11 protein-coding genes and 1 riboswitch are annotated in these 15,076 nt (G+C 72.7%); of the genes, 6 read left to right on the forward strand and 5 right to left on the reverse strand.

Annotation, left to right across the window (positions count from 1 at the left end; genetic code table 11):
• Positions 1 to 402 precede the first annotated feature (402 nt).
• The 3 genes from aceA (at position 403) to ACIGHB_RS02920 (ending at position 4,274) form a co-directional block, all read left to right on the forward strand.
• A complete protein-coding gene (aceA, locus tag ACIGHB_RS02910) occupies positions 403 to 1,686 on the forward strand; it encodes an isocitrate lyase (RefSeq protein WP_399908990.1) in 1,284 nt (427 codons plus the stop codon).
• A 105-nt stretch (positions 1,687 to 1,791) separates the two neighbouring features.
• Positions 1,792 to 3,384 carry a malate synthase A gene (gene aceB, locus ACIGHB_RS02915; protein ID WP_360308597.1) on the forward strand — a complete coding sequence of 531 codons (1,593 nt, stop codon included), beginning with the start codon at positions 1,792 to 1,794 and terminating at the stop codon, positions 3,382 to 3,384.
• Positions 3,381 to 4,274: a 3-hydroxybutyryl-CoA dehydrogenase gene (locus ACIGHB_RS02920; RefSeq protein ID WP_399908992.1), complete on the forward strand. Its 894-nt coding sequence runs from the start codon at positions 3,381 to 3,383 to the stop codon at positions 4,272 to 4,274. Before aceB ends, ACIGHB_RS02920 begins: the two co-directional genes overlap by 4 nt.
• A gap of 135 nt (positions 4,275 to 4,409) precedes the next feature.
• Here ACIGHB_RS02920 and metE read toward each other — a convergent pair whose 3' ends face one another.
• Together metE and ACIGHB_RS02930 are read right to left on the reverse strand one after the other, a co-directional pair.
• Positions 4,410 to 6,734 carry a 5-methyltetrahydropteroyltriglutamate--homocysteine S-methyltransferase gene (metE, locus tag ACIGHB_RS02925; RefSeq protein WP_399908994.1) on the reverse strand — a complete coding sequence of 775 codons (2,325 nt, stop codon included), beginning with the start codon at positions 6,732 to 6,734 and terminating at the stop codon, positions 4,410 to 4,412.
• Between the two features lie 167 nt (positions 6,735 to 6,901).
• Positions 6,902 to 7,127: riboswitch (cobalamin riboswitch) on the reverse strand.
• A gap of 291 nt (positions 7,128 to 7,418) precedes the next feature.
• A complete protein-coding gene (locus ACIGHB_RS02930; RefSeq protein WP_399908996.1) occupies positions 7,419 to 8,978 on the reverse strand; it encodes an AMP-binding protein in 1,560 nt (519 codons plus the stop codon).
• A gap of 218 nt (positions 8,979 to 9,196) precedes the next feature.
• On the opposite strand from ACIGHB_RS02930, the gene ACIGHB_RS02935 reads away from it, so the two are divergent.
• Both ACIGHB_RS02935 and ACIGHB_RS02940 read left to right on the forward strand, forming a co-directional pair.
• Positions 9,197 to 10,114 carry an alpha/beta fold hydrolase gene (locus ACIGHB_RS02935; RefSeq protein WP_399908998.1) on the forward strand — a complete coding sequence of 306 codons (918 nt, stop codon included), beginning with the start codon at positions 9,197 to 9,199 and terminating at the stop codon, positions 10,112 to 10,114.
• A 125-nt stretch (positions 10,115 to 10,239) separates the two neighbouring features.
• On the forward strand, positions 10,240 to 10,665 hold the full coding sequence (locus ACIGHB_RS02940; protein WP_399909357.1) for an NUDIX domain-containing protein: 426 nt from the start codon (positions 10,240 to 10,242) through the stop codon (positions 10,663 to 10,665).
• Between the two features lie 39 nt (positions 10,666 to 10,704).
• Here the strand turns inward: ACIGHB_RS02940 and ACIGHB_RS02945 are convergent, their stop codons facing one another.
• Positions 10,705 to 11,967: an APC family permease gene (locus ACIGHB_RS02945; RefSeq protein ID WP_399909000.1), complete on the reverse strand. Its 1,263-nt coding sequence runs from the start codon at positions 11,965 to 11,967 to the stop codon at positions 10,705 to 10,707.
• Between the two features lie 106 nt (positions 11,968 to 12,073).
• Positions 12,074 to 12,859 carry a sulfite exporter TauE/SafE family protein gene (locus ACIGHB_RS02950; protein ID WP_399909002.1) on the reverse strand — a complete coding sequence of 262 codons (786 nt, stop codon included), beginning with the start codon at positions 12,857 to 12,859 and terminating at the stop codon, positions 12,074 to 12,076.
• 302 nt (positions 12,860 to 13,161) lie between these two features.
• Between ACIGHB_RS02950 and ACIGHB_RS02955 the strand changes: the two genes are divergently transcribed.
• Positions 13,162 to 13,884: a DUF1345 domain-containing protein gene (locus ACIGHB_RS02955; RefSeq protein WP_399909004.1), complete on the forward strand. Its 723-nt coding sequence runs from the start codon at positions 13,162 to 13,164 to the stop codon at positions 13,882 to 13,884.
• Positions 13,885 to 13,969: 85 nt separating this feature from the next.
• Here the strand turns inward: ACIGHB_RS02955 and ACIGHB_RS02960 are convergent, their stop codons facing one another.
• Positions 13,970 to 15,031, reverse strand: a complete 1,062-nt coding sequence (locus ACIGHB_RS02960; protein WP_399909006.1) for a zinc-binding dehydrogenase — start codon at positions 15,029 to 15,031, stop codon at positions 13,970 to 13,972.
• Positions 15,032 to 15,076 lie beyond the last annotated feature (45 nt).

The raw sequence follows: 15,076 nt of genomic DNA on the forward strand, positions 1-15,076 counted from the left end.
TCCGCCCTCGGATCCCGCGCTCCAGGTCCCGTGCTCCGCTCGCGCCGGGCTTCAGCGTACGCGCGAATCCGTCTCCGCCAAGCTTTGCAAACTTCGCAGAACCGGGCCGGAAGATTCGCAGAACTTGGCGAACGGCACTCCTTGATGGCACTGGGTGCCAGTGAAACAGTCGTCCTGCGGCCCGCCGGACCCCGGCGACCGAGACGAACGATCCGGGCACGATTCATGCCCTGACGTCGGAGATCCCGGCAGTTCGGCTCGGTCGTCCGCGTGATTGCTCTGATCCGCTTCCCGCGGGGCCGGCGGCCGCGACCCATCAAACCCAGGCACATAGTGCCACCTGCTCGTCTGTGCGGACGAGAGCGTTGGCAGATCGAACGACTCAGGGAGACGGTGACAGTCATGACGGACATCACGACGCAGGCGGCGCGGGAGCTGGAGCGGCGCTGGGCGACGGAGCCGCGCTGGCAGGGGATCGAGCGCACGTACAGCGCCGAGGACGTGGTGCGGCTCTCCGGGAGCGTCCGTGAGGAGCACACGCTGGCCCGGCGCGGTGCCGAGCGGCTGTGGCGGCAGCTGCACGAGCTGGACTACGTCCACGCGCTGGGCGCCCTGACCGGTGGCCAGGCGGTCCAGCAGGTGCGGGCCGGGCTCCAGGCGATCTACCTCTCCGGCTGGCAGGTGGCCGCGGACGCCAACCAGGCCGGGCACACGTACCCGGACCAGAGCCTCTACCCGGTCAACTCCGTGCCGCAGGTGGTGCGCCGGATCAACAACGCGCTGCTGCGGGCCGACCAGATCGCCACCGCCGAGGGCGGCGCGGACACCACCGACTGGCTGGCGCCGATCGTCGCCGACGCCGAGGCCGGCTTCGGCGGCCCGCTGAACGCCTTCGAGCTGACGAAGGCGATGATCGCGGCCGGCGCGGCGGGCATCCACTACGAGGACCAGCTGGCCTCCGAGAAGAAGTGCGGCCACCTCGGCGGCAAGGTCCTCGTGCCGACCGCCCAGCACATCCGCACCCTGAACGCGGCCCGGCTCGCCGCCGACATCGCCGACGTCCCCACCCTGATCGTCGCCCGCACCGACGCGCTCGCCGCCACCCTGCTGACCAGCGACATCGACGAGCGCGACGCGCCGTTCGTCACCGGCGAGCGGACCTCCGAGGGCTTCTACCACGTCCAGAACGGCATGGGCCCGGTGATCGCCCGCGGCCTCGCCTACGCCCCGTACGCCGACCTGATCTGGGTCGAGACCGGCACCCCGGACCTCGGCCAGGCCCGCGAGTTCGCCGAGGCCCTGCACGCCCGCTACCCGGGCAAGATGCTGGCGTACAACTGCTCGCCGTCCTTCAACTGGAAGGCGGCCCTGGACGACGACCAGATCGCCAAGTTCCAGCGTGAACTCGGCGCCATGGGCTACAAGTTCCAGTTCATCACCCTGGCCGGCTTCCACTCCCTCAACCACGGCATGTTCGACCTGGCCCGCGGCTACGCCGAGCACGGCATGACCGCCTACGTCGACCTCCAGGAGCGCGAGTTCGCCGCGCAGGCACAGGGCTTCACCGCCGTCAAGCACCAGCGCGAGGTCGGCACCGGCTACTTCGACCTCGTCTCCACCGCCGTCAACCCCGCCTCCTCCACCACCGCGCTCACCGGCTCCACCGAGGAGGAGCAGTTCCACTAGGACGCCTCCGCCCCGCCGGCCGCCGCCCGGCCGCGGGCCCGTGAACAGTGGGGGCCGGACGACCGTCTCCGTACGGCCCCCACTCCACCCTCGTCAGGAGACCCCATGTCCACCACCGTCACCACCCGCCAGGTCCGGGTCCTCGCCGCGCCGGGCCACCGCCACGACGAGATCCTCACGCCGGAGGCCCTCGACTTCATCGGCCGGCTCGACGCGGCCTTCGCCCCCCGCCGCGAGGCCCTCCTCAAGGAGCGGGGCCGCCGCAGGGACCGCCTGGTCTCGGGGACCCCGCTGGACTTCTCCGTCGCCACCTCCGCCATCCGGGCGGACCCCGACTGGCGCGTCGCGCCCCCGGCTCCCGGACTCACCGACCGCCGCGTCGAGATCACCGGACCGCCGGACCGGCGCATGACCGTGAACGCGCTCAACTCCGGCGCCCGCGTCTGGATGGCGGACTTCGAGGACGCGACCGCGCCCACCTGGGAGAACGTGATCGGCGGCCAGCTGAACCTGCTCGACGCGATCGAACGGCGGATCGACTTCACCACGCCCGAGGGCAAGGAGTACCGCCTCGGCGACACCCCGGCGACCATCGTCGTCCGGCCCCGGGGCTGGCACCTGCTCGAAGAGCACCTGGAGATCGACGGCCGGCCCGTACCGGCGTCCCTCGTCGACTTCGGCCTGTACTTCTTCCACTGCGCCCAGCGGCAGATCGACGCCGGACACGGACCGTACTTCTACCTCCCCAAGCTGGAGAACGCGGGCGAGGCACGGCTCTGGAACGACATCTTCGTCCTCGCCCAGGACCTCCTCGGCATCCCGCGCGGCACCGTCCGCGCCACCGTCCTCATCGAGACGATCACCGCCGCCTTCGAGATGGAGGAGATCCTCTACCAGCTCCGCGAGCACAGCTCCGGACTCAACGCCGGCCGCTGGGACTACCTCTTCAGCCTCATCAAGACCTTCGGCCACCGCACCGACTTCCGGCTCCCCGACCGCGCCCAGGTCACCATGACCGCCCCCTTCATGCGGGCGTACACCGAACTCCTGGTCCGCACCTGCCACAAGCGCGGCGCCCACGCCATCGGCGGCATGGCCGCCCACGTCCCCAGCAAGGACCCCGAGGCCAACACGGCGGCCCTGGCGAAGGTCCGGCTCGACAAGGAACGCGAGGCAGAGGACGGCTTCGACGGCTCCTGGGTCGCCCACCCGGCGCTCGTGCCCGTCTGCCGCGAGGTCTTCGACGGCGTCCTCGGCGCGCACCCCCACCAGCTCGACCGGACCCGCGACGACGTCACGGTCACCGCCGCCGACCTCCTCTCCGTCCGGCGGACCAGCGCCCCGCCCACGGCGGACGGCGTCCGCGCCAACGTCGCCGTCGCCCTGCGGTACTTCGACGCCTGGCTGCGCGGCCACGGAGCCGTCGCCCTCTACGGACTGATGGAGGACGCCGCCACCGCCGAGATCGCCCGGACCCAGCTGTGGCAGTGGCTGCGGCACCGGACCGTCGACCGGGACGACCTGCTCGCGGTCATCCGCGAGGAGTGCGCGGCCTTCGAGAAGGAACAGCCCGACGCCCTCGTCACCGAGGCCAGGGCCGTCCTGGAGCGCGTCGCCCTCGGCCGGGACCTGCCCGCCTTCTTCACCCCCGACGCCTACACGCGCCACCTGGTCCGCCGCCAGGAGGCCCGCGCATGACCACGATCGACAGGGTCGGCATCGTCGGCGGCGGCCAGATGGGCGCCGGCATCGCCGAGGTGTGCGCCAGGGCGGGACTCGACACCGTGGTCTGCGAGGCCGACGCCACCGCCGCCCGCGCGGCGCGGGAACGCGTCGCCGGCTCCCTGGAGCGCGCCGTCCGGCGCGGCGGCCTCGACCGGCTCGCCGCGGAGGACGCCCTGGCCCGCCTGGTCTTCACCGGCGACCTGGACGACCTCGCGGACCGCCGGCTCGTCATCGAGGCCGTGACGGAGGACGCCGACGCCAAGATCGCCGTCCTCGGCGCCCTCGACAAGATCGTCGCCGATCCGGAGGCGATCCTCGCGACCAACACCTCGTCCCTGCCCGTGATGCGGCTGGGCATGGCCACCGGCCGCGCGGACCGGGTCGTCGGCCTCCACTTCTTCAACCCGGTCCCCGTCCTGCCGCTGGTGGAGCTCGTCTCCTCCCTGCACACCTCGCCGCACACCGTGGCCACGGTGGAGGCGTTCGCCCGCGACACCCTGGGCAAGACACCGATCCACTCGCGGGACCGGGCCGGATTCGTCGTCAACGCCCTCCTGATCCCGTACGTGCTCTCCGCGATCCGCATGGCCGAGTCCGGCTTCGCCACCGCGGCGGACATCGACGCCGGGATGGAGCTGGGCTGCGCCCACCCGATGGGCCCCCTGAGGCTGGCCGACCTCATCGGCCTCGACACCGTCGCCGCCATCGCGGAGTCGCTGTACGAGGAATTCAAGGAACCCCTGTACGCCACACCCCCGCTCCTGTCGCGGATGGTGCAGGCGGGCCTGCTCGGCCGCAAGGCCGGCAGCGGGTTCCACACCTACGGCCGGGACCAGGGACCCCGGCGCCGCCCACCGGGCTGAGGGGCCCGGTGGCCTGTGGAGGAGAGGGTGCGGCGGAGCTGTCTCCGCCGCACCCTTTCGCGCTGCGGGGGAGCCGGCGCCGACCGGCTCCCCGAGCCGCCGGTGGCGGCCGGGAGCCGGGGCGCCCGTGCGGCCTCAGCCGTTGTCGGCCGGCAGGTCCTCGCGTACGGCGCGGGCGGCCGCGACGAGGTTCTCCAGGGAGGCGCGGGTCTCGGTCCAGCCGCGGGTCTTCAGGCCGCAGTCCGGGTTGACCCAGAGCCGCTCCGCGGGGATGGCCCGCAGCCCGGTGCGCAGCAGCCCCGCGACCTCCTCCGCGTCCGGGACGCGCGGGGAGTGGATGTCCCAGACGCCGGGCCCGGCCTCGCGGGGGTAGCCGTGGGCGGCGAGTTCACGGGCGACCTGCATGTGCGACCGGGTGGCCTCCAGGCTGATGACGTCGGCGTCGAGGTCGTCGATGGCCTGGACGATGTCGCCGAACTCGGCGTAGCACATGTGGGTGTGGATCTGGGTGTCCGGCCGGACCCCGCCGGTGGTGAGCCGGAACGACTCGGTCGCCCAGGCGAGGTACCCGGGGTGGTCGGCGGCCCGCAGGGGAAGCGTCTCGCGCAGGGCGGGCTCGTCGACCTGGATGACCGAAGTGCCCGCGGCCTCCAGGTCGTTCACCTCGTCGCGCAGGGCGAGGGCGACCTGGCGGGCGGTGTCGCCGAGCGGCTGGTCGTCGCGGACGAAGGACCAGGCCAGCATGGTGACCGGGCCGGTCAGCATGCCCTTGACCGGCTTGGCGGTCTGCGCCTGGGCGTAGGTGGTCCAGCGGACCGTCATCGGCTCGGGGCGCGAGATGTCGCCGGCCAGGACCGGCGGCCGGACGTAGCGGGTGCCGTACGACTGCACCCAGCCGTGCTGGGTGGCCACGTAGCCGTCCAGCTGCTCGGCGAAGTACTGCACCATGTCGTTGCGTTCGGGCTCGCCGTGGACCAGGACGTCGATCCCGGTCTTCTCCTGGAAGGAGAGGACCTCGCGGATCTCGTCCCTGACGCGCTCCTCGTACGACGCGGTGTCGATCCGGCCGGCGCGCAGGTCGGCGCGGGCGACGCGGAGCTCGTCGGTCTGGGGGAAGGAGCCGATGGTGGTGGTCGGCAGCAGCGGCAGGCCGAGATGCGCGCGCTGGGCGGCGGCGCGCTCGGCGTACGGCTGGGAGCGCCGGCCGTCCGTGTCGGTGACGGCCTCGACCCGGGCGCGTACGGCCGGGACGCGGGTGATCGGGGACTCGGCCCGGGAGGCGAGATCGGCCCGGTTGGCGGCCAGTTCGGCGGCGATGGCGTCGGTGCCCTGGGCGAGGCCGCGTGCGAGGGTGGCGATCTCCGCGGTCTTCTGCCGGGCGAAGGCGAGCCAGCGCCGGACCTGGGGGTCGATGTCGTTCTCGGCGGTCGCGTCGAGCGGGACGTGCAGGAGCGAGCAGGACGCCGCCACGTCGACGCGGTCGGCGAGACCGAGCAGGGTGGCGAGGGTGGCCAGGGACTTCTGGTAGTCGTTGATCCAGATGTTGCGGCCGTTGACGATGCCCGCGACCAGGCGCTTGCCAGGCAGTCCGCCGACCGCGGCGAGGTCGTCGAGGTTGGCGGCGGCGCGCTCGGTGAAGTCGAGGGCGAGGCCCTCCACGGGGGCTGAGGCGAGCACCTGGAGCGCGTCGCCGAGCCGGTCGAAGTAGGAGGCGACGAGCAGCTTGGGCCGGTCGGTGAGCGTGCCGAGATCGCGGTAGGCGCGGGCGGCGGCGTTCAGCTCGGCCGGAGTGCGGTCCTGGACGAGGGCGGGCTCGTCCAGCTGAACCCACTCGGCGCCCGCCGCGCGCAGGTCGGCGAGGACCTCGGCGTAGACGGGCAGCAGCCGGTCCAGGAGGGTCAGCGGGTCGAAGCCGGCGGCGACGCCGGGCGCGGGCTTGGCCAGCAGGAGGTAGGTGACCGGGCCGACGAGCACCGGGCGCGCCGCGTGCCCCAGGGCCAGGGCCTCCTTCAGCTCGGCGACCTGCCGGGAGGAGTCGGCGGTGAAGACGGTGTCGGGGCCGAGTTCGGGGACGAGGTAGTGGTAGTTGGTGTCGAACCACTTCGTCATCTCCAGGGGCGCCACGTCCTGCGTGCCCCGGGCCATGGCGAAGTAGCCGTCCAGGGCGTCGGCGGCCACGGCCTCCCGGTGCCGGGCGGGGATGGCGCCGACCATGACGCTGGTGTCCAGGACGTGGTCGTAGGACGAGAAGTCGCCGGTGGGCACCTCGGTGATGCCGGCGTCGGCCAGCTGCCGCCAGTTCGACCTGCGCAGCTCGGCGGCGGTGGCCCGGAGGGCGTCGGCGGTGACGCGGCCCTTCCAGTACCCCTCGATCGCCCTCTTCAGCTCACGGTTCGGACCCTGGCGGGGGTAGCCGTACACGGTGGCTCGAACTGCCGCGGTCGCGGGCTTCGCTGTCACGGAACTCTCCTTCGCGAGTTTGTGTCCGGAACATCCCGGCGGGGGACGCGGACGCGAAGGAATACGACGGAACGCGCGGCTCACGCCGCGGTGGAACACCGCACGTGCCGCTCGCCGTGTACGCCGACCCGCCCACGAGGTCACCGGAATGGCCGTGCGCGGAGTACGTCCGCGTACGGGCAACGGGCAGGTCTTCGGACTCGCGGGCACACCGGCCTCTGACGAGGCAGGCACCTACTGGCCGTCGCTTCCCAGGACCGTTCTCCGGTCCCAGTGCGTATGACGGCGGTCGTTCCCGCTCACCGCTGCGGGGCAGTCCCGGATTCCCACCGGGTTCCCTCTTACGACGTTCCCGCCTGGATGACGGGACGAACCAGCTGCGGACGCCACCCTAGCCGCGCACGAGCCCAGCGGTGACGAGATCCCACCATGCGGACGTCACCATGAGAACCGTCCCGGACCCGCACCACGTGGAGAGGGACCTCGCGGCACAGGCGCTGGTGATCCGGCTGGGTTCCGGCCGGCGGTTCACCGCCTACGCCGACGTCGAGCTGATCGACGCGCTCACGAAGGACCGGCCCGGCGCGCGTCGGTTCGTCGTCAACACCCTCGGGCCGCCGGCCGAAGTCGGCACAGCCCTGCGGCAGGCACGGCATCTCCGTACCGCAGTCGGAAAGGGAATCGTCAGCTCAGCAGCGCTCGGAGCCTGCGCCGGTCGGGCTTTCCCACGGACGTGTGGGGGATGTCGGCCAGCAGGTGGACCACGGTCGGTGCGTACTGGTCGCCTTTGCGGGCGGTGACGAAGGCATGGATCTCGTCGTGGGTGATGTCGTGGTCCCGGGCGGGCACCACGGCGGCGTGCACGTGCTCGGTCGCATCCTGGTCGGGCACGCTGAAGACGGCGCACTGGGCGACGGCCGGATGGGTCAGGAGCACCGCTTCGACCTCGCTCGGGTAGATGCCCCCGCCCGCCACCTTGATCATGTCGTTGCACCGGTCGACGAGGAAGAGATAACCGCTCTCGTCGAGGTATCCGACGTCGCCGGTCCGCACCCAGCCGTCCCGCATGACCTCCGCCGTGAGCTCCGGCTGCTTCCAGTAGCCGGACATCATCCCCGGGGAGCGGGCGACGATCTCCCCCTGCGTCCCCGCGGGTACGGGTTCACCGCGCTCGTCGCGGATGGTGAGCTCGACGCCGGCCATGGGTCGACCGACGGTGATCTGACCGTGGCGCCCGACCACCCTGTGTTCCTCAGGGCTCACCTCGGTGAGTCCGAGGGTTTCGCTCTGCCCGTACCAGCTGTGGAGCACGGGCCCGAAGACCTCCTCCGCCTGTCGCAGTCTCGCCGGTGCGGCCGGACTGCCCCCGTAGGTGATCCGTTCGACGCAGGACACGTCGGTCGTAGGGAGGGCGGGATGGTCGAGCAACCGGTTCAGGAGGGGTGGCAGGAGCCACGTGTGGGTGATGCGCTCGCGCTCGATCGCGGAGAGGACGGCGCCGGGTTCGAACGCGTGCTGCATCACCACCGCTCCGCCCTGAAGCAGCGTCAGGTCGGCGCAGAGCCCGGCGACATGGGAGAGGGGGGTGCAGGCGAGGAAGCGGGGTGGGTCGCCCGCGTCGACCCGGAGGTTCGTCAGACAGCTGCGGTACTGGCCGTGCGTCACCTGGATGGCCTTCGGAACGCCCGTGGTACCGCTGGTGTGGCGGATGCACCAGTCGTCCTCGGGGCCGGCCCCCATGAAGAGGGGCACTGGAGCCAGACGGCTGCTTTCGGCGATGATGTCGGCGAGGTCCCGGCCGCGTGGCCCCGGACCGAGCGTCGCCACGGCCGATGCGGGCACGAGGGACAGGAGCCGCTCCATGTCCGCGTGACGGACTGAGTCCACGAGCAGGAGTCGGGGTTCGACACTGTGGACGATGTGCGCGAGGGAGTCGGGCGGCAGCATGTCGTAGAGGTAGACCAGACGGGCGCCGGCCAGGGTGGCGGCGTGGCGTGCGGCCAGCGCTTCCGCGCTGTTGCCGGTGAGGAGCGCGACGGTCGAGCCCGGACCGATACCGCGTACGGCCAGGGAACGGGCCAGTCGGATGGTCGTCTCCCGGAGTTCGGCCGCGGAGACGGGCATGCGGTCCGCGGTGATCACCACGGGGCGATCGGGATGCTCGCCCAGCACGTCGAGGAGCGTCTCGGCGTAGCTGACGAAGCGGGTGCCGTCGGGCGATGCCGTGTCCCAGGTCGCGGACATGTCCTGCTCCCGTGTGTCGGTGAAGCGGTCGTGGCTCCGGCGGGGGCCGGAGGCCGCACGCTGGCAACGAATCGGGACGGTGTCCGTGGCGGTTCGTGCCGCTGCCACATGCGCCCAGGCCGTGACCCGATCGTGTGGTGGTGGGCAGCGGACAAGATCCATCAAGTGGGTGACTCGTTGATCGCGGTAAGCGTTTCCCGTCTTTGGAGCCTTCTCGTATGCCTGTTGACCAGGTGCATCGTTTCGCCTTCTCCGGCTTCGGCTACCAGTGCCGAGTGGTGGAGAACCCGGCGCCCCGCACGGAACCGATCGTCGTGATCGGCGGCGCCTTCCAGAACATGTACTCCTACCGCCGCCTCGAACGGCCTTGGGCCGAAGCGGCCACCCTGGTCAGCGTCGACCTCCCGGGTTCGGGCGGGGCCGACGCGCTGCCGGCCTCCTACGGATTCGACTTCCTCACCGATGTCCTGACGGACCTGTTGGAACGCCTCGGCCTCGGCAGGGTGAACCTGTACGCGGTCTCCTACGGTGTGCCCGTCGTCTACCGACTGGCCCAGGAGCACCCGCGGCACGTCGCCCGTCTCGTCCTCACGGGAGCCGCTCCGATCTATCCTCCCGAGGGGCTCGCGAGCCTCGAAGCGATGGTCGAAGCGCTTGCGTCCGGCGACGCCGACGGCTACGCCCGCCGCAGTGTCGACGCGCTCATGGCCCCCGCCGACCGGCCGGTACGCAACCGGGCCGCCGTCACCCGGCTCCTCGCCCGAGACATGGCAGCCGTCCAGGGGAACGGATTCCAACGGCATGACGCGTCGACCCGCCGGGTCATCGACTGGCAGGGCCTGCCCGCCGGCGGCCTCACCGGCATTCCCACCCTGTGCTTCACCGGCGAACACGACACGCTCACCCGTCCCGACCTCGGCCGTGACGTCGCGGCCGGCATCGAGGACAGCGTCTTCACCCTCGTCCGTGAAACGGACCACCTTTCCGCCCTGGAGCGGCACCGAGAGGTCTCGGAACTCCTGCTGCGCTTTTTCACCGACCAGCCGCTCGACACCCTGGACTTCCTCACCCCTCTCGAACGTCCCTCCCGCGCCCGACGCGACGTCCCGGTGGGCGCGGCTCCAGGTGGTCACTGACCGGAGCCGGGAACTTCGCGGGACAACTCTCAGGTGACGGCGAATCCGATGCTGATGGCGTTGGCGGCCAGGAACACGACTGTGGTCGATACCGACGCGACCGTGTTCGTCCGTCGTGCCGAGGCATCCGCCGCACCAGGCCCGGCATCCCCGAGTACTGGGTCCTGCCCGGCGGCGGCGTCGAACAGGGCGACGCGTCCCGGGAGGCCGCCCTCCACCGGGAGATCCACGAGGAGATCGCGGGGAAGGCGGACATCGTCCGCCTCCTCCACACGAGGGAGACCGACGACGAGCGCCAGCTCTTCCACCTCGCCCGGATCGCGACGTGGTCCTTCGACGACCGCACCGGCCCCGAGTTCAGCGCCGAAGGCCGCGGCGAGTACGCGCTGGAGGAGGTCCCGCTGACCCCGGAGGGGCTCGACGGCATCGCCTCAAGCCCGAGGCGTCGCCCACCCCTCGTCGAAGTCCTCGGAATGGTGGCGTACCTCCGCCTCATCCCCCGGCTCCTGCCCACGCGAGAACAGGCCGCGAGCCTGTACGCCTCACCCTGACCCGCCGCTGCCGGCCGATGCGCGCGTGCGCCCCCGTGGCTATGCGCGGCGGGCGAGTGCGCGGCGCATGCCGTAGACGGCGGCGCCGACGGCCAGCACGGTTGCTCCGGTGACGACGGAGGACAGCGGAAGGGCGAAGGCGAGAACCAGGCAGCCGGCCAGACCGACCGCGGGAACGACGGGGGACGGGCGGCCCTCGGCGGGGGCGAGCGTCCAGGCGGAGGCGTTGGCGATCGCGTAGTAGGCGAGGACGCCGAAGGAGGAGAAACCGATCGCCGCGCGGACGTCCGCGGTCGCGGCGGCCGCCGCGACGACGGCCCCGACGACGAGCTCGGCCCGGTGCGGGACCTTGAACCGGGGGTGCACGGCCGCCAGCCCGTGGGGCAGGTGGTGGTCGCGGGCCATGGCGAAGGTGGTGCGGGAGACCCCGAGGACGAGGGCGAGCAGCGAGCCGAGGGCCGCGACCGCGGCGCCGGCCCGTACGACGGGGACGAGCCACTCCGCTCCCGCCGCCCGGGCCGCGTCCGTCAGCGGTGCTCCGGCCGCCGCCAGGCCGTCGGGACCGAGCACCAGCAGGACGGACACGGCGACGGCGGCGTACACGACGAGGGTGATGCCGAGCGCGACCGGGATGGCGCGCGGGATGGTCCGGGCCGGGTCGCGGACCTCCTCGCCCAGGGTGGCGATTCGGGCGTAGCCGGCGAACGCGAAGAACAGCAGCCCCGCCGCCTGCAGCACCCCGCCGGGCGTGGCCTCCGAGCCGACGTCCAGTCGCGCCGCGTCCGTGGAACCCGAGGTCAGGGAGGCGACCACGACGGCGGCGAGGACCGTCAGGACCACGGCCACGATGATCCGCGTCAGCAGGGCTGACTTCCGCACTCCGGCGTAGTTGACCGCTGTGAGCGCCACGACCGCGGCGACGGCGACCGCGTGGGCCTGCCCGGGCCGGACGTAGGCGCCGACGGTGAGGGCCATGGCCGCGCAGGAGGCGGTCTTGCCGACCACGAACGCCCACCCGGCGAGGTAGCCCCAGAAGTCGCCGAGCCGCTCGCGTCCATAGACGTAGGTGCCGCCGGAGGCCGGGTAGAGGGCGGCGAGCCGGGCGGAGGAGGTCGCGTTGCAGGAGGCGACGACCGCGGCGAGGGCGATCAGCAGGCCGGAGCCGGCGGCGCGCGCCGCCGGGGCCAGGGACGCGAAGATCCCGGCACCGATCATCGACCCCAGCCCGATCAGCACCGCGTCCGACACCCCCAGGCGCCGATGGAGTTCGTCCGGTGTCCCGGGCGCGGGTGTGCTGCTCAACGTCGTCTCTCCTCGGTCGGTACCGGCCGCCCGTCCGTCGCGCGCGGCCGAAGCGGACGCTAGGGCACCGACCTGAACACGTCAGAACGCTCCGGCCCGGACAGGCTCACGCCAGCGCCTGGAGCCCGTACATCGCGCCGACGCCGCCGGCGAGCACGCCGAGCAGCAGGCGCAGGGCTCGCTCGGGGAGCCGGGGCTGGAGGCGGGCGCCGAGGTAGCCGCCCACGAGGCCGCCCATTCCGCACGCGAGGCCGAGCCACCAGTCGGGGGCGACATGGCCCGAGGCGGCCAGGGACAACAGGGCGTAGGCGGCGGCTCCCACGAGGGACGTGGCGAAGGTGGCCGAGAGCGCGGCGGGTGCCACCCGGGCCATGGGCAGGCCCCGGGCGGCGAGGACCGGCCCGAGGAGGGACCCTCCGCCGATCCCGTAGATCCCGCCGACCACTCCCACGCCGACGGCGAGGACCGTCAGCACGGCCGGCGAGGGCTCCGCGTCCACGAGCGGCCGGTGGCGGGCCGGGGCGAGGGTCCGTACGCACAGCCACACCCCTAGCGGCAGCAGCAGGACGGCGAGCAGGAGCCGGAAAGCACCCGGCCCCGGGAGAGCGAAGACGCGGATCGCGGCGCCGAGGACCACACCAGGCAGCGTGCCGGCGACGAGGCGCCGGGCCAGCCCGCCCCGCAGAGCACCGTCATGGCGGTACCGCCACAGCGCGCCCGGCCCGGCCACCACGTTGAACAGCAGGTTCGTCGGTGTGACCGCGGGACTCGGCACGCCGAGGACGCTGAGGTGGAACGGCAGCAGGAACACCGCCCCCGACACCCCCACCGGGGCGGTCACCACCGAGATCAGCAGTCCGGCCGCCATACCGGCCCACGCGGTCCACTCCACAGCGCTCCCCACCCGTCGCTCGTGCCCGGTCAGTATCGGTGGACCGAGCCGGCGGAGCCCCGGTCCGTCACACGATGTTCATGAGCCGGAGCCGGGCTCCGAGGGGCGGGAGGCCCGGATATCACACCAGCTCACGCGGATGGACGGCGAACGCGTCCGTAGGAGGGGGAAACGCGGCGGGGCGGGGAGCGTGTGCGCACCACCGGCGCGTCCTTCGGTGGACGGCGGCCTTGGATGGCCGCCCTTTCGTACGATCACGTTCTGTTCCACATTCCTTCGCGGGGCCGGGCGGTTGTCGTCGCATGCGCGGGGACGTTCGAGAGGAGGCGCGGCCGGTGCATGCGTGGCTCTCCGAGCGCCGTCGGTCCGCGGTGAGCACGGTCGTCGGGGTCTGTGTCGCCGTGCTCCTCGGCCTGCTGGGGGTTCTCGCGCCGGGGTCCGTGTCCGCCTCCAGTGCCGATCTGGGCGTGGTGGCTCTGTTCGCCTACCTGATCTGCTACCTGGTGGTCACGCTGAGAGCCTTCTCGGCCGCGCCGCCGGAACGGATCCGCTTCTGGGCCAGGAGGGAGGAGCGGGGGACGGTGCTGCAGCGCTACCTTCTGGGGACCGCGCCGGGCCCCGGGGTGTCGGTCCTCATCGCGTCGGCGGCGCTCGTGGTGTCGGCGGTGTGGCGTCCCGGGCATCTGGGTTCCGCCTTCCCGGCGACCGCGCGGGTTCTGATGGCGCTCGGTCTCGTCGTCGTCGCCTGGATCTGCGTTCTGGTCGCCTTCGCGGTCGCGTTCCATGCCGACAACCTCGTGGAGGACGAGACGGCGCTGGACTTCCCGGGCGGGGAGACGGCGGCTTGGGCCGACTACGTGTACTTCGCCCTGTCGGTCATGACGACGTTCGGGACGACGGACGTCACGGTGATGTCGCGGGAGATGCGCCGGACGGTGGCGGCCAACGCGGCCATCGCGTTCGTCTTCAACACGGTGATCGTGGCCGGCATGGTCGCGGCGCTGGACGGCGGGCGGAGCGGCTGACGGGTGCCGGCGGTCCTCGGGTGACGGTGGGGCGGTGACCGGTTCGTCCGCGGGTGCGGAGCGAACCCGCCACCGCCCCCGCCGCTCAGGGGGTGAGCACCAGGCGGATCGGGTCCCCGATCTTCTTCTCCAGCCGAGCCACGGCCTCCGCGGCTTCCGCCAGCGGGACGTGGGCGCTGACGGAGGGGCCGAGGTCGATCCGTCCGGCGGCGGCCAGGCCGACGAGCTGTTCCACGTGCTCCGGCTCGGAGCCGTAGTGGCCGCGGACCTGGTTGACGTTGAAGCAGAATCCGATGCTGTCGGCGATCGCGACCGGCTCCGGGGTGAGTCCGGCGAGGACGAGCGAACCGAACGGACCGAGGACCGACGCGGCCTGGGCGCGGGCGGCGCCCACGCCGGCGAAGTCGAACGCGACGTCGAGGCCGCGCCCGGCCGTCGCCTCCCGCACCGCCTCCGCGAAGTCAGGGGCGAGGGGGTCGAGGGCGACGTCCGCGCCGAAGAGGAGGGCCCGCTCGCGGGCCGAGGGCAGCGGGTCGATCGCGAGGATCGGGGCCGCGCCGACCATCCGGGCGAGCCGCACGGCGTGGGCGCCGAGGCCGCCCGCGCCCCAGATGCCGACCGACTGGGCGGGGCGGACCGCGCCGGTGCCCACGATCGCGGCGTACGGGGTGGAGACCGCGTCGGGGATGATCGCGGCCTGGTCGAAGGGCAGGCCGTCCGGGATGGGCAGCAGCGTGCCCTCGCGGGCGATCGCGTACTGTGCCCAGCCGCCGTCGTAGTCGAGGCCGCGGGTGATCGGCCGGTGGCACGTCATCCGGCGCAGGCAGCCGCCGCAGTCGCCGCACGCCTCGCCGGCCTGGAGAACCACGCGCTGCCCGGGCGTCCAGTCGCCCTTCACGTCCGGGCCGAGGGTGTGGACGACACCGGCGACCTCGTGGCCGAGGGTGACGGCGCCCGCCTTCGTGACGGCGTCGGTGGGGAAGAAGGGGCTCAGGCTGCCGTCGATCAGATGGATGTCGGACAGGCAGACGCCGGCGGCCCGCACCTCCACGAGGACCTCGCCCGGGCCGGGGGCCGGGACCGGGACCTCTTCGACGGCGAAGGTACGGGTGTCCAGGCGCAGCCGCCCGGCCAGCATGGTGTTCATGCGGAAACCTCGATGTGTTCGGTGGAGGAAGCGCGCGCATAGCTC

The sequence above is a fragment of the Streptomyces sp. NPDC085460 genome, assembly GCF_044541975.1.
Classification (GTDB): Bacteria; Actinomycetota; Actinomycetes; order Streptomycetales; family Streptomycetaceae; genus Streptomyces.